At 73.1% G+C, this 16,665-nt stretch carries 14 protein-coding genes; 8 read left to right on the top strand and 6 right to left on the bottom strand.

Annotated features, from left to right (window positions below):
* Positions 1-22 precede the first annotated feature (22 nt).
* Positions 23-1,486, top strand: a complete 1,464-nt coding sequence (gene der / locus ACFW2G_RS07410; protein ID WP_037925650.1) for a ribosome biogenesis GTPase Der — start codon at positions 23-25, stop codon at positions 1,484-1,486.
* A gap of 13 nt (positions 1,487-1,499) precedes the next feature.
* Here der and ACFW2G_RS07405 read toward each other — a convergent pair whose 3' ends face one another.
* Both ACFW2G_RS07405 and ACFW2G_RS07400 read right to left on the bottom strand, forming a co-directional pair.
* Positions 1,500-1,874, bottom strand: coding sequence for a hypothetical protein (locus tag ACFW2G_RS07405; RefSeq protein WP_063890635.1), 375 nt, complete (start codon positions 1,872-1,874; stop codon positions 1,500-1,502).
* A gap of 212 nt (positions 1,875-2,086) precedes the next feature.
* Positions 2,087-2,899: a hypothetical protein gene (locus ACFW2G_RS07400; protein ID WP_384446897.1), complete on the bottom strand. Its 813-nt coding sequence runs from the start codon at positions 2,897-2,899 to the stop codon at positions 2,087-2,089.
* Between the two features lie 294 nt (positions 2,900-3,193).
* On the opposite strand from ACFW2G_RS07400, the gene ACFW2G_RS07395 reads away from it, so the two are divergent.
* Together ACFW2G_RS07395 and ACFW2G_RS07390 are read left to right on the top strand one after the other, a co-directional pair.
* The gene (locus tag ACFW2G_RS07395; protein WP_384580556.1) at positions 3,194-3,913 is read left to right on the top strand and encodes a transglycosylase family protein; all 720 of its coding nucleotides are present in this window, start codon (positions 3,194-3,196) and stop codon (positions 3,911-3,913) included.
* A gap of 31 nt (positions 3,914-3,944) precedes the next feature.
* Entirely contained in the window at positions 3,945-4,934 is a 990-nt protein-coding gene (locus ACFW2G_RS07390; RefSeq protein WP_037925653.1) for a YafY family protein, read from the top strand.
* 274 nt (positions 4,935-5,208) lie between these two features.
* Here the strand turns inward: ACFW2G_RS07390 and ACFW2G_RS07385 are convergent, their stop codons facing one another.
* Positions 5,209-6,279, bottom strand: coding sequence for a phosphatase PAP2 family protein (locus ACFW2G_RS07385; protein WP_037925654.1), 1,071 nt, complete (start codon positions 6,277-6,279; stop codon positions 5,209-5,211).
* Between the two features lie 240 nt (positions 6,280-6,519).
* A complete protein-coding gene (locus ACFW2G_RS07380; protein ID WP_052031144.1) occupies positions 6,520-7,635 on the bottom strand; it encodes a glycosyltransferase family 39 protein in 1,116 nt (371 codons plus the stop codon).
* A gap of 282 nt (positions 7,636-7,917) precedes the next feature.
* On the opposite strand from ACFW2G_RS07380, the gene ACFW2G_RS07375 reads away from it, so the two are divergent.
* Complete coding sequence (locus ACFW2G_RS07375) at positions 7,918-9,573, top strand: MFS transporter (RefSeq protein ID WP_384580554.1); 1,656 nt, start codon at positions 7,918-7,920, stop codon at positions 9,571-9,573.
* Positions 9,574-9,777: 204 nt separating this feature from the next.
* Positions 9,778-10,947, top strand: a complete 1,170-nt coding sequence (locus tag ACFW2G_RS07370) for an acyl-CoA dehydrogenase family protein (RefSeq protein ID WP_384446904.1) — start codon at positions 9,778-9,780, stop codon at positions 10,945-10,947.
* A gap of 9 nt (positions 10,948-10,956) precedes the next feature.
* On the opposite strand, the gene ACFW2G_RS07365 is transcribed toward ACFW2G_RS07370, so the two are convergent.
* Positions 10,957-11,406: a cell division protein SepF gene (locus ACFW2G_RS07365; RefSeq protein WP_030030440.1), complete on the bottom strand. Its 450-nt coding sequence runs from the start codon at positions 11,404-11,406 to the stop codon at positions 10,957-10,959.
* A gap of 284 nt (positions 11,407-11,690) precedes the next feature.
* Between ACFW2G_RS07365 and ACFW2G_RS07360 the strand changes: the two genes are divergently transcribed.
* The 3 genes from ACFW2G_RS07360 to ACFW2G_RS07350 all read left to right on the top strand — a co-directional run bounded on the left by ACFW2G_RS07360 (position 11,691) and on the right by ACFW2G_RS07350 (position 15,711).
* Positions 11,691-13,037, top strand: coding sequence for a DUF5685 family protein (locus ACFW2G_RS07360; RefSeq protein WP_384580552.1), 1,347 nt, complete (start codon positions 11,691-11,693; stop codon positions 13,035-13,037).
* Positions 13,038-14,248: 1,211 nt separating this feature from the next.
* Positions 14,249-15,133, top strand: coding sequence for a S1 family peptidase (locus ACFW2G_RS07355; protein ID WP_384446908.1), 885 nt, complete (start codon positions 14,249-14,251; stop codon positions 15,131-15,133).
* A gap of 98 nt (positions 15,134-15,231) precedes the next feature.
* Positions 15,232-15,711: a hypothetical protein gene (locus ACFW2G_RS07350; protein WP_037925660.1), complete on the top strand. Its 480-nt coding sequence runs from the start codon at positions 15,232-15,234 to the stop codon at positions 15,709-15,711.
* 25 nt (positions 15,712-15,736) lie between these two features.
* Here ACFW2G_RS07350 and ACFW2G_RS07345 read toward each other — a convergent pair whose 3' ends face one another.
* Positions 15,737-16,633, bottom strand: a complete 897-nt coding sequence (locus ACFW2G_RS07345; RefSeq protein ID WP_384580578.1) for a DUF4231 domain-containing protein — start codon at positions 16,631-16,633, stop codon at positions 15,737-15,739.
* Positions 16,634-16,665: the final 32 nt, after the last annotated feature.

The following is a 16,665-nucleotide window of genomic DNA, read 5'->3' as shown; positions in this document are numbered from 1 at the left end:
CGAACGACGAGGAACGGACTTCATGAACGACCAGCACGACCACGGAGCGCTTGGCGATGCCGAGTACGCGGAGTTCATGGAGCTCGCCGCGGAAGAGGGCTTCGACCTCGAAGAGGTCGAAGGCGCCATCGGGGAGGCGGGTCACGGCCCGCTGCCCGTCCTCGCCGTCGTGGGCCGCCCCAACGTAGGCAAGTCGACCCTGGTGAACCGCATCATCGGCCGCCGCGAGGCGGTCGTCGAGGACAAGCCGGGCGTCACCCGCGACCGCGTCACCTACGAGGCCGAGTGGGCCGGCCGGCGCTTCAAGGTCGTCGACACTGGCGGCTGGGAGCAGGACGTCCTCGGCATCGACGCCGCCGTCGCCGCCCAGGCCGAGTACGCCATCGAGTCCGCCGATGCGGTCGTCTTCGTCGTGGACGCCAAGGTCGGCGCCACCGACAGCGACGAGGCCGTCGTCAAGCTGCTCCGCAAGGCCAAGAAGCCGGTCGTCCTGTGCGCCAACAAGGTCGACGGACAGAGCGGCGAATCCGACGCCGCCTCGCTGTGGTCGCTGGGCCTGGGCATGCCGCACCCGGTCTCCTCGCTGCACGGCCGCGGCACCGGCGACATGCTGGACGCCGTCCTCGACGTCCTGCCCGAAGCCCCCGAGCAGACCTTCGGCGGCGTCGCCCCCGGCGGCCCGCGCCGCATCGCGCTGATCGGCCGCCCCAACGTCGGCAAGTCTTCGCTGCTCAACAAGGTTGCGAAGGAGAACCGGGTCGTCGTCAACGAGCTGGCCGGCACCACCCGCGACCCGGTCGACGAACTGATCGAGCTCGGCGGCGTCACCTGGAAGTTCGTCGACACCGCCGGTATCCGCAAGAAGGTCCACCTCCAGCAGGGCGCCGACTACTACGCCTCGCTGCGCACCGCCGCGGCCGTCGAGAAGGCGGAGGTGGCGGTCATCCTGATCGACACCACCGAGACCATCAGCGTCCAGGACCAGCGCATCATCACCATGGCCGTCGAGGCCGGCCGTGCGATCGTCATCGCCTACAACAAGTGGGACGAGCTCGACGAGGAGCGCCGCTACTACCTCGAGCGCGAGATCGAGACCGAGATGCAGCAGGTCTCCTGGGCGCCGCGGGTCAACGTCTCGGCGCTCACCGGCCGGCACATGGAGAAGCTGGTCCCGGCGATCGAGACCGCCCTCGCGGGCTGGGAGACGCGCGTGCCCACCGGTCGGCTGAACGCCTTCCTCGGTGAGGTCGTCGCCGCCCACCCGCACCCGATCCGCGGCGGCAAGCAGCCCCGCATCCTGTTCGGTACCCAGGCGGGGAGCAAGCCGCCGCGGTTCGTCCTCTTCGCCTCCGGCTTCCTGGAGCACGGCTACCGGCGCTTCATCGAGCGCCGCCTGCGCGAGGAGTTCGGCTTCGAGGGCACCCCGATCCACATCTCGGTGCGGGTGCGCGAGAAGCGCGGCGCCCAGTACAAGAAGAAGAAGTAGCCGCGGTCCGGGGTCAGTAGCCCCGGCGCGGAGCGGGCGGCAGGGCCGCCGGGAGGTGTGTCATCCCGGTCTGGTGCTGCCGCCCGTCCGCGTATCCGAGGCCGCCCGCGTACGAGTAGGCCGGCTGGGTCTGGGGCTGCGACGGCGCCTGCGAGCCGTGGAAGGGCTGCCATTCGGACCGCTGCCACGGTGAGGCGCTCCAGCCGCTGCCGTACGTGCCGCCGGTGTGGCCGCCCCCGTACGAGAAGGCCGTGAACCCGAGGTCCTCCTCACCCGTACGGTCGCCCGGCAGGGCCCGGAAGGCGCGCAGGTACTCCGAGTACAGCGTGTCGTAGATCGGGGTGTGCGAGACGGCCGGCGAGCTGTCCCGATCCCGTGCGGGACGCATGGCGGGGACGGTGCTCGGATAGGACGGGGCGCGGGAGGAGTCGTATGGATGCACGTATCAGCCAACGAAACCGGCGCGCTGCGGATGCGGGGTGAAGAGGCCGGAAACACAGATCGCCGGGGGTGCGCGGGACGGACCGCACACCCCCGGCGCAGGGCCGCCCGGCCCCCACACTGGGGGCCGGGCGGTCATCCACCGGTACCGGCCGGGGATCAGGCGCCGGGCGTCCCCGCCAGCGGCATCGCGGCGGCCACGAGCTTGCCCGCCGCGGCCGCCTTGTCCAGGGCGTCCCGCAGCAGGTCCTCGCGGGGCTGCTGGCCGATGGAGCCGACCGGCGCGGCGTAGATGAGCACGCGCTGGGTCTTCTGGACGGCGGTCCGCCAGCCGTCGGTGACCGACAGCGCCTGGTGCGCCTGCCACCAGGCGACCGGGCCGCCGCCCTCGGTGCCCGGCTGGAGCACGGCGTGCAACTGCCCGGCCGCGAGCAGGACCGACCAGCCGCTGAGGAGGGTCGGCAGTTCGTCCGTGTCGGTCACCGGGATGAAGCCCTGCTCGATCAGGAGCGGCAGGAAGTCGTCGCCGGGGCCGTCACTGCCCGGGCGGGCGATCGGCGCGGTCGGCTCGACGACCAGGGCCGGGTGTAGCTCGCCGCCGATCAGCATGAGGCCGCTGGTGATGCCGAGGACGGCCTGTCCGCCGGGTACGTTCTGCGGCGCGGGCGCGCCCGTGTCCGACGCGGCGGCCGGGCTGTCGCCGGTGATGCTGCGGACCGCGCCCTGGAGCTGTTCCTCGGAAACGGATACGACCTGCGAGGGGATGCAGGTGGCGTGGGCGAAGGCGAGGACGGCGGTCTCCTCACCGACGAACAGCACCGTGCTGGTGCGCTCGTTCTCGGGGTCGCCCGGAGTGCGGCAGGAGGTGCAGTCGTAACTGCGCGGCGCGTCGTCGCCGACGAGCAGCCTGTCGGCTTCTTCGTCGCCGATCTCGGCACGTACCTCATCACTGACGTCGAGCATGCGCGGCACGGGGTGGCTCCTCGGCATAGGTGCGGGTCCGGGAGGCTCCCGGCTCGCCGGGCACAACGCAGGAGCGGCGGCCGGGGTCACGCCATTTGAGGGAACGGATTCGAACCGGACGCCCGGAAGGGTGAACCGTGCGACCAGAGCTTCGGTTCTGTGTCAACTGTTGCCTGGTTGTGTGCAGTTGATAGCCGGGTGTGGCCGTTTCGGGGGGATCGAGCGGTCGGCCGACCGGGTGGGGTGGCGTGACCCGCCGCGTGGCGGTCCCGGGTACCGCGGAGGGCTGCGTAGCGTGACCCGATGCCCAGCCTCCGGATCCCCCGGGCCGCCCGCGCCGCCGCAGCCGCCGTCGTGCTCGCGTTCGTACCGCCCCCGGGGGCGGCGGAAGCGGCACCGCCACCGCCCGCGCCGGGCCCGGCCGGGGCCGCGCACCCGGGCTCGCCGGGCGTGATCGGGAGCGGGCCCGGGGACTGCGGACCGGGCGGGGAATGGCCCTGGGACTGCGTGGCCGACTGCGAGAGCGGCGGGCGGTGGGCGGTCAACACGGGCAACGGCTTCTACGGCGGGCTGCAGTTCTGGCAGCCGACCTGGGAGGAGTACGGCGGCCTGGCCTTCGCGCCGCGCGCCGACCTGGCGGACCGCGTCCAACAGATCCGGGTGGCACAGGAGGTCCTCGCCGCGCAGGGGTGGAACGCGTGGCCGGTCTGCTCGAAGCGGTACGGGCTCGCGGGGCGGATGCACACCGTGCGGAGCGGGGACACGCTCACCACGATCGCCCGCGAGCGACGGGTGAAGGGCGGCTGGCAGGCGCTGTACGAGGCCAACCGGGAGACGGTCGGACCGAAGCCGGAGTCGATCGCCGTGGGCATGCTGCTGCACCTGCCGGATCCGAAGCCGGACCAGAAGCCGGACCAGAAGCCGGACCAGAGGCCGGATCCGAAGCCGGAGCCGGCAGTTCCGTCCTCGGCCGACGGCATCCCCGCTCCAGTGGGGCCGAGGCCTTCACCCACTCACGGCTGAGCGCCGCGGCACCCACTGGCAGACTCGGGGCATGCTCGAGACCTCCGCACGGCTGCTGCGTCTGCTCTCCCTGCTCCAGGCCCACCGCGCATGGACCGGCGCCGACCTCGCCGACCGCCTCGGCGTCACCGCCCGGACGGTCCGGCGCGACGTGGACCGGCTCAGGGAGCTCGGGTATCCGGTGAACGCGACTCCCGGGACCGGCGGCGGCTACCAGCTGGGGGCCGGCGCCGAACTGCCGCCGCTGCTGCTGGACGACGACGAAGCCGTGGCCGTCGCGGTCGGCCTGCGGACCGCTGCGGGCAACGGAGTCGAAGGCATCGGGGAGTCCTCGGTGCGAGCCCTGGCGAAGCTGGAGCAGGTCCTGCCGTCGCGGCTGCGCCGCAGGGTGTCCGCGCTCAACGAGTTCACCGTGCCGATGCTGCGCGGGGCCCAGCACTCGACCGTGGACGCCTCGGTGCTGACCGAACTGGCCTCGGTCTGCCGGGACGCCGAGCGCCTCCGCTTCGGCTACCGGGACCATGAGGGGAGCGTCAGCCGCCGCACCGTCGAACCGCACCGGCTCGTCTGCACCGAGCGTCGCTGGTACCTGGTCGCCTGGGACCTCGACCGCGAAGCGTGGCGGACCTTCCGCGCGGACCGGATCGAGCCCAGACCGCCCCACGGGCCGCGGTTCACCCCGCGCCCGCCACCGGCCGAGGACCTCGCCGCGTATGTCTCCCACGGCGTCTCGCAGCGGGTCTACCCGGCCCGCGCGGTGGTGCGGCTGAACGTATCGCAGCAGGAGGCGGCGCGGATCGTCACGCCGAGCGACGGCGTCCTGGAACCGATCGACGCGCATGCCTGTCTGCTGCGCACGGGGGCCGTGAACCTGGACGTTCTGGTGATTCACATCATGCTGCTCGGTTGTGAGTTCGAAGTGGTCGAGCCGCCCGCCCTCACGGACCGGATGAGGGAGCTCAGAGATCTCCTGGGCAGGGCCGTGGCGGCCGGAGAAGTGACGGGAATGCAGCGGAGCTGAGGGGGATTCAGTAGCTTCGGACCAAGGGGTGCGTGGAAATGTGGTAAGGGAATTCCGTGGTTCTCGGGGGGAATTCGAATACGTCTGCGGCCCGGGCGTGTCGCGGTGCGGTAAACAATGGGCGACTGTAGATATTCTGTGACACAAGCGTGACCCGGGATGGACGAACGTCCGGGCGCGGCGCTGACGAACGCCGAAGGCGGGCCGGGTCGATGACCCGGCCCGCCTTCGCGCCGTGGGGGCGGCCGGTGCGTACCATCCCCGTCCGGGGCGGTCAGCCGCCGGCCACCGGACGGGCCGCGGTGCCCCGCGATCCGGTCCGCTCGGTGTGTGCGGGATGCGCGGGGCGGCGGCTGCCGGCCGGGGTGGCCGGGGTCCGCTCGGAACGGATCAGGTGCGGTCGGTTGACCGGGTGTACGGCAGGACGGTGCGCCGGGGAGTGTCCCGCGGTCCCGGCCCCGCCGGACGCGGTGGTCGCCGCCGGCTCGACGACGGCCCCGGTGGCGGGCTTGAGCTGCCACTTGCCGCCCGCGGAGAGCAGCGGGGTGAGCGCGGAAACCACGGGTGCGGGCATCCGCCCGGTCTCGGCCCGGCGGCGCAGGAGCTCGCGCAGGTCGAAGACGTAGGCCTCGGTCCGCGCGATGAGCGGCTCGAACCAGGGCAGGGCCAGCAGGATCAGCAGACCTGCGGACCAGCCCAGCAGGACGTCGCTGACCCAGTGCGTGCCGAGGTACACGGTGGTGGCTCCCACGCTGAGCGAGACGACCGCGGACACCACGGACAGCACCCGCCGGGTGACCACGGTGGACGCCAGATAGGCCAGGATTCCCCAGGTCACGACGGCGTTGGCGGTGTGGCCGGAAGGGAATATATCGCCGCCCGCGAAGAGTTCGGCCGAGCCGATCTCCGTGGCGTAGTGCGGGCCGAGCCGCCCGAGGCCCAGCTTCACGGACCCGACGGTGACGTTGAGCAGCAGCAGCGCGACGCCGAGGGTGATCAGCGGGCGCAGGGTGTGCTGCCGCCAGGAGCGCCAGCCGAGCCAGGCGGCGACCATGACCGCGGTGGGTCCGCGCTGGCCCAGTACGACCAGGTAGTCGAGGAAGGCGTGCAGCTGCGGCCACTGCTCGTAGGGCCGGAAGAACATGATCTGCCAGTCCAGGCGGACCAGCCAGGACGTGGTCAGCACGGCCACGACGATGGCGAGGTAGAACGCGAGGGTCGATCCCAGGAGCACGACGCGGTGCCGGCTCATCTGCGGAGTCTGCAGATGAGCCGGTCGCTCTGGTTCCCGGTCCAGCCGGGCGAAGACCCGCTCCAGACGGGTCAGGATTTGATCGGTACGCACTCAATCGACGTTACCGCGCGGGGATGGTCGGCCCGGGCGAATCTCGGGCTTTGTGATGACCATGTGATGTGGAGTTGGTCTCACGCGGGCTCTAATTCCCGTTATTCCGCCAGGGGTTGGATGCATCTCGATCCGGCGTCGGGTAATTGTTTGGGCCGCTTATTCGGGCTTTATTGCCGCAGGTCGATTACCGTGCCCGCGGACCGCCGGAAGCGTCCGCTCCGGCGGTCGGCCGGGGGCCTACGGGGGGCCCGAGCCGTTCAGCCAGAACGCTCCGTACACCGCCGAGCCGAGGGCGGCCGCGCCGAGCACCAGCACGGCCCGCCGGGTCCGCCACCGGGCGAGTGCCACCGCAGGCACCAGCATCAGCGGGAAGGCCGGCAGCAGCAGCCGCGGCTTCGAACCGAAGTACCCCGACGCGCACAACGCCAGCGCCACGACGATCCCGCAGTACACCAGCAGCGGCACCGGCTGCCGCTGCCGCACGCACGCCGCGTACAGCCACAGCACCAGCACGACCCCGGCGATCAGCCCCAGCCCGGCCGGGAAGGCGGCGGAGGCCAGCTTCGCACCGACGAAGCGGGCGAACGCCCAGCCGCCGTCGAAGCCGTTGCCCCAGCCGGCCTGCACGTCCAGGTACCCGAGCGGGCCGTCCCCGGTGCGCGCGCCCACCCACAGGACGTACCCGGCCGCGCCGGCCGGAGCCGTCAGCGCCCCGAGTGCCATCCGCCACGACCGCTCCCCCCGCCGCCGGGCCAGTGCGACGGCCACCCAGATCGCCGCCACGACCGCCGCGCCGACCGGGCGGGTGAGACCGGCCCCGGCGGCGAGCAGGCCCGCCGTCAGCCACCGGCCGCGCAGGGACCCGTACAGCGCCCATGCGGCGAGCGCGGTGAACAGCGACTCGCTGTAGGCCATCGACTGCACGATGCCGACGGGCAGCGCCGCCCAGGCGGCGACCGCGAACACCCCGGTGCGGCGGCCGTGGAGCAGGTCGGCCACCGCAAAGATCCCCCACGCCGCGGCGAACCCCGCGACCACCGACACCACCAGGCCCGCCGAGCCGTGGGAGAGCCCCGTCGCCGCCGACACCGCCCGCTCCAGCCATGGCAGCAGCGGGAAGAACGCGAGGTTGGAGTGGACATCGCCGTTGGGCAGGGCGATCTCGTAGCCGTACCCCTCGGCGGCGATGCGGGCGTACCAGAGCGAGTCCCACCGGGCGGACAGCAGCGTGTGCGGGCTGCTGCCCGCCACCGCGCTCCACACCGTGAGCACGGCCAGTCCGAGCAGCCGGACCGCCGCGAAGACGGCGAGCGCGGGCGCGGCCCGGCGAAATCCAAGATCTTCCACGGGCATGATTATCGGTGGCGTCCGACCTGGGTCGACGCCGAGAACCACGGACCGTGAGCGGGCGTGTACGCGGGGGAGGGCTTCGGGTGGGGGAGTGGCGCACGCCACACGGGGGGCGCTGCCGCTATGAGAGCTTGGCCACGTATCGGGCACACGAACTCGCGTACGCTGACCGTTCACTCGCGTGTCGATGCCGGACCCCGTTGGATGCCGCACAGCGCACCGCCCCCCGCGGCTCCGCCAGACGCTGGTCCACCGAGCGCGGGGGATCACCTGGGAGGTACATGCATGGCGGGGACGAACGCGGCCACGGCCGGGACCCCTTCGCCCTGGCAGCGGCTGGGAGCGGCCTCCGGCGGTGCCAACCGCTGGGTCGTCCTGGCCGTTCTCTGCGTCAGCCTGGTCCTCGTCGCGCTCGACGCGACGATCCTGCACGTCGCGGTTCCGTCCGTCACGGAGGACCTGAGGCCCGGCCCGATCGAGCTGCTCTGGATCGTCGACGCCTACCCGCTGGTCTGCGCCTCGCTGCTGATCCTCTTCGGCACCCTCGGGGACCGGGTGGGCCGCCGCCGCATCCTCCTGCTCGGCTACGGGCTCTTCGGTGCGGCCTCCGCGACGGCGGCTCTATCCGACAACGCCCCGGTCCTCATCGCCGCGCGCGCCCTGCTCGGCATCGGCGGCGCGATGATCATGCCGGCCACCCTGTCGATCCTGCGCCAGGTCTTCCCCGACCGGCGTGAGCGGGCTCTGGCCATCGGCATCTGGACCGCTGTCGCCGCGGTCGGCGCGGCCAGTGGGCCGGTCCTGGGCGGCTTCCTCGTCGAGCACTTCTGGTGGGGCTCGGTCTTCCTCATCAACATCCCGCTGATGGCTCTGATCCTGCCCCTCGGCCGCTGGCTGCTGCCGGAATCGCGCGGCGGCGCGGACGGACCGTGGGACGTGCTCGGCGCGCTGATGGCCGCCGCCGGAGTGCTCGGCGCGGTGCTCGGGATCAAACGGCTCGGCGCGGAGCGGCACCTGCTCGACGCGGAGGCGCTGGTCCCGCTGCTGCTCGGCGCGGTGCTGCTCGTGCTGTTCGTACGGCGCCAGAAGCGGCGCGAGCACCCGCTGATCGACATGCGGATGTTCTCCCGGGCCGCCTTCTCCACCTCGGTGGCCTGCATCGTGCTCGCCATGCTCGCGCTGGTGGGCCTTGAGCTGATCGCCGTCCAGTACCTCCAGCTGGTGCTGCACCTCAGCCCGCTGGAGACCGGCCTGCGTCTGCTACCGCTGACCTTCGCGGCCATGGCCGCCGGCGCCACCGGCTCCTACACCCTGGCTCGGGTCGGGCCGCGCACCATGGTGTCGCTCGGCTTCGTGCTGACGGGCTGCGCCGTGCTGCTGCTGACGCTGATGGGCCAGCAGGACCGGCCGGTGCTGTTGACCGCCGGCTTCGTCCTGCTGGGCTTCGGACTGCAGACCACGCTCTTCGCCGCCTACGAATCGATGCTGAGCGAGGCCCCGGCCGAGACCGCGGGCGGGGCGGCCTCGATCGGCGAGACCTCCTACCAGTTGGGCGCGGGCATCGGCATCGCGCTGCTGGGCAGCGTGATGAACGCGGCGTACCGGCCCGGGCTGGCCTCGGTGCCGGGGGTCTCGGCCGCGGACTCGGCGGGCGCCGCGAACTCGCTGGGCGAGGCCTACCAGATCGCCTCGGGCCTCGGCGGTCCGGCGGGAGCCGCCCTGTACGCGGCGGCGCGGCACTCCTTCGTACACGGGCTGCACGTCACGCTGCTGGTGAGTGCGGCGCTGCTGTTCGCGGGGGCCGTGATGGCGCTGAAGCTGCCGAGGGCGATGGAGTGCGGAGCGGCCGAGGAGACCGGGGAGGGCGAGCCGGTGCGGCTGCCCGCCCAGGCGAAGGGCGAGGCGCAGGCGCGGCCGGCCCCGGTCGAGCAGGCGGGCTGACGGGACCGCCCCGCCCACCGGTGCGGCGCGGCCGCCGGGGTGTCGGCCCCGGGCGGCCCCCCCGCCCGAACTCCGACGGGGCTGCGAGGACGCGGGCCGGCCGGCGCCGGAAAGCGGGGCTGGATTTGCCCGCCGCAGCCCCATAGCGTCAGGTGGGCGCACACCCGTGCGCCGCTGGTTCCGCTCAGGCCGCCGGGAGGCCCCGTGTCCTTCGTACCCACCGATCCGCTCGGGCTCGACGAGCTCCTCGGGCCCGAGGACCTCGCCGTCCGGGACACCGTCCGCAGCTGGGCGGCCGACCGCGTGCTGCCGTACGTCGCCCAGTGGTACGAGAGCGGGGAGCTGCCCGCGATCCGCGAGCTGGCCCGCGAGCTCGGCGCCATCGGGGCGCTCGGGATGTCCCTGGAGGGGTACGGGTGCGCCGGTGCCAGCGCCGTGCAGTACGGCCTGGCCTGCCTGGAGCTGGAGGCGGCCGACTCCGGCATCCGCTCGCTGGTCTCCGTGCAGGGGTCGCTGGCCATGTACGCGATCTGGAAGTACGGCTCCGAGGAGCAGAAGCAGCGCTGGCTGCCCGGCATGGCGGCCGGCGAGCTGATCGGCTGCTTCGGGCTGACCGAGCCCGACGTGGGGTCGGACCCGGCCGCGATGCGCACCTACGCCAAGCGCGACGGAACGGACTGGGTGCTGAACGGCCGCAAGATGTGGATCACCAACGGCTCCGTCGCGGCGGTGGCCGTGGTGTGGGCGCAGACCGACGACGGGATCCGCGGCTTCGCGGTGCCCACCGACACTCCCGGCTTCTCCGCGCCGGAGATCAAGCACAAGTGGTCGCTGCGGGCCAGCGTCACCAGCGAGCTGGTCATGGACGACGTACGGCTGCCCGCCGACGCCGTGCTGCCGCTCGTCACCGGGCTCAAGGGGCCGCTGGGCTGTCTCAGCCACGCGCGGTACGGGATCGTCTGGGGGTCCATGGGTGCGGCGCGGGCCAGTTTCGAGGCCGCGCTCGACTACGCCAGGACGAGGGAGCAGTTCGGCAGGCCGATCGGCGGCTTCCAACTCACCCAGGCCAAGCTGGCGGACATGGCGCTCGAACTCCACAAGGGCATCCTGCTCGCCCACCACCTGGGTCGGCGGATGGACGCGGGCACCCTGCGGCCGGAGCAGATCAGCTTCGGCAAGCTCAACAACGTCCGCGAGGCCATCGAGATCTGCCGCACCGCGCGGACCATCCTCGGCGCCAACGGGATCTCGCTCGAATACCCCGTCATGCGGCACGCCACCAACCTCGAATCGGTCCTCACCTACGAGGGCACCGTCGAGATGCACCAGCTGGTGCTGGGCAAGGCGCTCACCGGTCTGGACGCCTTCCGGTGAGAGCCCCGCTCAGCTCTGGTTGAAGAAGTCGCGCGAGCGGCCGCCGGGCTCGCCGCTCACGATCTGGGTGTCGGCCGGGGTCAGCAGGAAGACCCTGGTCGCCACCCGCTCGATGGAACCGCGCAGACCGAAGGTCAGTCCGGCCGCGAAGTCGACGACGCGCTTCGCGTCGGTCGGGTCCATCGACGACAGGTTGACGATGACCGGGACCCCGTCGCGGAACAGCTCGCCGATGCCGCGCGCGTCCCGGAACCCGTCCGGGGTGACGGTCGCGATCCGGCGGCCGTGCTCCACGGCCGACTCGGAGGCCACCTTGACGCGGGGGTCGGTCACCCACTGGTCACCGGGGCCCGCGACGGAACCGTGGGCGGCCTCCGCGTAGTCGTCGTCGTAGTAGCGCTCGTCGTCGCTGTCCTCCACGAGACCCAGCCAGGCACTCGCCTTGCGCACCGAACCCATGGACTGCCTCCTTTCACCGCGGTCAGTCTGTCTTTCTCTCCGCTGCCCCTATGCTCGTCCATGATGCTGACAACGCGCCAAGTGGATAGTCGCCGCGCAGGGGTTTCGTGACGGTACTGGTGCAGAACACCCGTTGCACGGTCAAGGATCCTGGTGGCTACCGCTGCTGACTGAGTGAAAATAAGACCGCCGCCGCCGTACGGGTGGGCCGCGGGGGCGTACGGGTGAAACGCGGGTCGATACGATGCCCGCCAGGCACGCGTACGACACACGGGGGAAACAGCTTGTTCGGCATAGTCAGACCGTGCACGCACCGGCTGGGAGAGCGGTTCAGAGCGGAGTGGATGGCCCATCTGTGCGGGCTGTGCCTGGCACTTCGGGGAGATCACGGGCAGTTCGCCCGGATCGTCACGAACTATGACGGGTTGCTCATCTCTGTTTTGACGGAGGCTCAGTCCGGTCCGGCACCCGGCAACCGGCGCACCGCGGGCCCCTGCCCGCTGCGCGGGATGCGCACCGCCGCGGTGGCCAACGGCGAGGGCGCCCGGCTCGCGGCCGCCGTCTCGCTGGTCCTGGCCTCCGCCAAGGTGCGCGACCACGTGACCGACCGGGACGGGCTGTTGGCCCGCGCCCCGATCGCCGCCGCCGCGCGCAAGGTGGCCCGCGGCTGGGACCGGGCCGGTGCGCGCACCGGTGCCTCGCTCGGCTTCGACACCGCGGTGCTCGTGGACGCCGTCGACCGGCAGGCGGGCATCGAGACCCTGGCCGGCCCCGGCACTCCGGTGCTCGTCGTGACCGAGCCGACGGAGACCGCGACGGCCGCCGCCTTCGCGTACACCGCGCAGCTGGCCGGCCGGCCGGGCAACGCCCCGGCGCTGGCGGAAGCGGGCCGGTACTTCGGGCGGCTCGCCCACCTGCTGGACGCGGTGGAGGACCGGGTCTCCGACGCGCAGGCGGGCGCGTGGAACCCGCTGACCGCCACGGGGACCCCGCTCGCCGAGGCCCGCCGGCTCTGCGACGACGCCCTGCACGGCATCAGGCTGGCACTGGGCGAGGTCGAGTTCGCCGACGCGGGGCTCGCCCACCAGCTGCTGGTGCACGAGCTGCGCACCTCGGTGGACCGGGCCTTCGGAACCATGAGCTGCGGCCACACCGCCACCGCCTCGGCCGGGCAGGGCCCGAACCCGTACGGCGCGAACCCGTACGACGGCGGGAACGGCGGCAACCCCTACGGCGCGGGCTCCCGCGGGGTGAACACCCCACAGGCGCCGGGCGGCCCGCCGCCCGCGAGGTCCGGCGGCGAGTCGGGCGGCGGGTTCGGCGGCGACGGGTTCGGCGGCGGGGGTGACGGGTTCGGCGGTCTCGGCGGCGGGAGCCGGCAGCCGCAGCGCCCGCGCCGCGGCCTGCTGGCCGGCTGTGCGGTGGCCATCGGGCTCTTCTGCACCTGTCAGATCTGCTGCACCGAGCACGAGGGCCCCTGGTCGCGCAAGAAGCGGGACCCGTGGTGCGACTTCTGCGAGTGCTGTGACTGCTGCGGGCCGAACTCCTCGGGGGCCGGAGGTTCCGGAGGAGGCTCCGGTGGTGGCGACGGCGGCTGCTGCGACTGCAACTGCGGCTGCTGTTGCGACTGAGTCCGCCGAGTCCCTGAATTCGCGTCAGCTGCACGCGCCCGGACGGCGTATGCCGGGATTCCCGTCCGGGCGGGCGTGGAAGGGCTGAGCGGGATGAGCGGGATGAGCGATGACGCAGACGATCCGCACGCGGCCGGGCGGATGCGGCGCGGGCGCGGTGCCGTGACGGAGGGCACCGCACCCGTCCGGCGCGACCTCCTCGCGCCGGGCGGCCTCCGCCCCGCCAACGGATACCCGGAAGGTCGAATTCCGGCCGTTCCGGCCCCACGAGACCCCTCCTCGGGCCGCCGCCCGGGCCCCGGCCCCCGCGGCACCGGGCACCGTGCCCCGCCGTGTCTCCCGGCGTACCGCGTGGGCCCGGCGGGCGGGCGGCCCACCGCCTCGCCGACCCGGGGAGGCCGCACGACGTCCGACGCCGCGGGGCCCGCGCCCGGGATGGCCGGCGGCGCCGGGCGCAGGGGTTCCCGCAGTGTCCGCGCCGGCGCCGCGCCCCGGACCGCCAACCCCGCCGCGGACCGCGCGCCGCGCGGCGGTGCGCCCGCCGCGGACGGGTCCGTCCCGGCCGCCGGGTCCGTTCCGCCGGCACGGTTCCGGCTTCCGTCCGCGCCCCTCCGGGCGGCCGCCGGCCGGCACGAAAAGCGTTGGGCGGCGGGTGCCTTCGTCCTCGTCACCGGCGGTGCCGAGCCCTTCCGGAACGTACCCGCGACCCCGCGGCCGGGACGTTCCCCGTCGTCCGCGAGCGACCGCACCGTCCCGGCGGCGTACTCCGGGGGGTGCTCGCGCGGTTCCCGCGGAGAGCCGCTCGGCCGCCCGGCGGGCGCCGGGGTGGTGCTGCGGGCCGCCAGCGGCGTCCCGTGCCGGTGCGGCCGACACCCCGCGGGCCGCCCGCGGGCCGGCATACCCGGGGCGCGGGGCGCCGGTGCGGAGGCGGCCGGACCGGATCCCGCCGCGCCACCCGACCGCGCCGTCGCGCACTCTTTCCCCCGGCCCCTCGCACCGCCCACCGGAACACGCAGCCCCGCACGGTGAGAGGCGGCGCGGGGAGGCCGAAACCCGCTCTTGCGACCGGTATCCGACGACAGGACACTCCCGACAGCGCTTGTCAGGGGCACGGCCAGAGTCCATGCGCCCGCCGTGCCCCCGGCTGCGCCTCACGGGCTCCGGCACCCCCACGACCGTCGGGCCCCCGACCCTCTCCAGGAGGACGAAAAGTGAGGATCAAGCGCACCACCCGCAACAGGCTGCTCGCGGTGGCCACCGGCCTGGCCGCCGCCGCAGCGCTCGCCGCTCCCAACGCGGCGAACGCGGCCCCGCAAGACGGAGGATTCAGCGCCGACCGGCTCGCCACGGCCGGCGCCTCCGTCCTGCGGGCCGACGTAGCGGGCACCGCCTGGCACGCCGACCCCGCCACCGGCACCCTCGTGGTCTCCGCCGACTCCACCGTCTCCGCCGCCGCCCTCGCGAGAATCAAGCGTGAGGCCGGAACCGAGGCCGGAGCCCTGCGCATCGAGCGCATCCCGGGCAAACTCACCAAGCTCGCCTCGGGCGGGGACGCCATCTACGCCAACAGCTGGCGCTGCTCGCTCGGCTTCAACGTCCGCAGGGGAAGCACCTACTACGCCCTGACCGCCGGGCACTGCACCGACGGCGCGGGCACCTGGTGGACCAACTCCGCCCGCACGAACGTCCTCGGCTCCACGACCGGGTCGAGCTTCCCGAACAACGACTACGGCCTCATCAAGTACGCCAGCAACACGCCCACACCGCCCGGGACCGTCGGCAGCCAGGACATCACCAGCGCGGTCAACGCCACGGTCAACATGTCCGTGACCCGGCGCGGCTCCACCACCGGCATCCACAGCGGCCGGGTGACCGGCCTCAACGCCACCGTCAACTACGGCGGCGGCGACATCGTGTACGGCATGATCCGCACCAACGTGTGCGCCGAGCCCGGCGACAGCGGCGGCCCGCTCTACTCGGGCACCCGCGCCGTCGGCCTCACCTCCGGCGGCAGCGGCAACTGCTCCTCCGGCGGTACGACCTTCTTCCAGCCCGTGGTCGAAGCGCTCAACGCCTACGGGGTCAGCGTCTACTGACCGATGCCCCGCGCGCCCCTGTCGGCACCCTGGACGTCCTCCCGCCTTCTGAGAGGATGTCCAGGGCGGCCGTGTTCCCGGGGGAAGCAGGTTCCTGCATGAAACGCATTGGCGTGACCGGGCACCGGTCCATCCCGGACGCGGTGCTCGGCCATGTGGAGAGCGGCCTGCGGACCGTACTGGGCGGCCACGAAGGGCCGCTGGAGGCCCTCTCCAGCCTCGCCGACGGAGCGGACCAGCTCTTCGCGGCCATCGCGCTCGAATGCGGCGCCGACCTCACCGTGGTGATCCCCAGCGAGGACTACGAGGAGGGCTTCGACGGCGCCGAAGCGCTCGACCGCTACCGGCGGCTCAGGCTCCGGGCCACCCAGGAGATCCGGATGGACTTCGCCCGCTCCACGGACGAGGCCTACTACGCCGCGGGCACCTACATCGCCGACTCCTGCGACCGGCTCGTCGCCGTCTGGGACGGCCGGCCCGCCCGCGGCCACGGCGGCACCGCCGAGATCGTGGCCTACGCCCGGGCCCTCGGCAAGCCGGTCACCGTCCTGTGGTGCGAGGGCGTGACCCGGGACTGAGCCACCCCCTCCCACCACCGGTACCTCAACTGCTGTGCCGGGCGAGCCAGTCCGTGTGCTGCGGCGAGACGTACCGCTCGGTCTCGTACACCGACGAGGGCCACTGGGACTCGGTGATGGTCGTCTGCATCACCACCATCATCGCCGCGAGGTCCTGCTCGATCAGCGTGTGCGCCTCGATCAGCGGGTGGTGGCGGCGCACCTCGTTCCAGGCGATGCCGGCTGCCGCCGCCGTGCTCAGCAGCCCCGTCAGACCCGCCCCCGGACCCGAGCCGAACGCCCTCATCAGGGCGAACAGCAGCGCCAGACAGGTCAGGAGGACGATCGTCCACGACCACAAGGCCGTCGCCCGCCGGGACACCTCCGTGCGCCGCCGATACCAGTTGCGCTGCTCGATCAGCCGGTCCCGGACGTACGTCTCCCGCCGCACGTGGTAGTCCCTGCCGCGCAGCCGGTGCATCGCGCCGGTGATCTCCGCGCCCTCCGGCACCGCGCCGGCCGTGCGCGGATCCTCCCAGCCCATCTTCCGCAGCTCGGCCAGCCCGGCCTCCAGACGGGTCCGGTAGGTCTCGCCCGGATCGTCCACGTCACTGCCGAACGGCGCACCGTGGACCGCGTACCGCCAGGCGAGCGACTTGATGAACTCCGCCGCGCTGCGGTTGAGCTGCCACTGCGGGCGGGCCCGGCGCCTGGTCGCCCGCATGCCGACGACCAGCACCCCCGCGTAACAGAGCACGCTCAGCAGCGCGAACAGGTGCAGCGAGCCGAGCTCCGGCCCCGGCGGCAGCGCGGCGGCACCCGCAGCCGCGACGAGCAGCAGCAGTTGGCTCCTCGTGGCCTGCGTGGACTCCCGCTGCCGGGAGATCGCCGCCTGGTCCGTGTGGTGGAAGAGGGCCGGCAGGTCCTCGTTCCGAAAGGTCATGCTGTCGGTCACAACGCCCCCCTCGAATCGGG

The organism is Streptomyces sp. NPDC058880 (assembly GCF_042742535.1).
In the GTDB taxonomy this organism is placed as follows: Bacteria; Actinomycetota; Actinomycetes; order Streptomycetales; family Streptomycetaceae; genus Streptomyces.
This window is presented reverse-complemented; position numbering and strand designations above follow the sequence as displayed.

What these genes read in the sequence shown, in the direction of transcription:
- der (WP_037925650.1), top strand. Translation starts at nt 23, where the DNA reads ATGAACGACCAGCACGACCACGGAGCGCTTGGCGATGCCGAGTACGCG.
- ACFW2G_RS07405 (WP_063890635.1), bottom strand. Translation starts at nt 1,874, where the DNA reads ATGCGTCCCGCACGGGATCGGGACAGCTCGCCGGCCGTCTCGCACACC.
- ACFW2G_RS07395 (WP_384580556.1), top strand. Translation starts at nt 3,194, where the DNA reads ATGCCCAGCCTCCGGATCCCCCGGGCCGCCCGCGCCGCCGCAGCCGCC.
- ACFW2G_RS07390 (WP_037925653.1), top strand. Translation starts at nt 3,945, where the DNA reads ATGCTCGAGACCTCCGCACGGCTGCTGCGTCTGCTCTCCCTGCTCCAG.
- ACFW2G_RS07380 (WP_052031144.1), bottom strand. Translation starts at nt 7,635, where the DNA reads ATGCCCGTGGAAGATCTTGGATTTCGCCGGGCCGCGCCCGCGCTCGCC.
- ACFW2G_RS07375 (WP_384580554.1), top strand. Translation starts at nt 7,918, where the DNA reads ATGGCGGGGACGAACGCGGCCACGGCCGGGACCCCTTCGCCCTGGCAG.
- ACFW2G_RS07365 (WP_030030440.1), bottom strand. Translation starts at nt 11,406, where the DNA reads ATGGGTTCGGTGCGCAAGGCGAGTGCCTGGCTGGGTCTCGTGGAGGAC.
- ACFW2G_RS07350 (WP_037925660.1), top strand. Translation starts at nt 15,232, where the DNA reads ATGAAACGCATTGGCGTGACCGGGCACCGGTCCATCCCGGACGCGGTG.
- ACFW2G_RS07345 (WP_384580578.1), bottom strand. Translation starts at nt 16,633, where the DNA reads ATGACCTTTCGGAACGAGGACCTGCCGGCCCTCTTCCACCACACGGAC.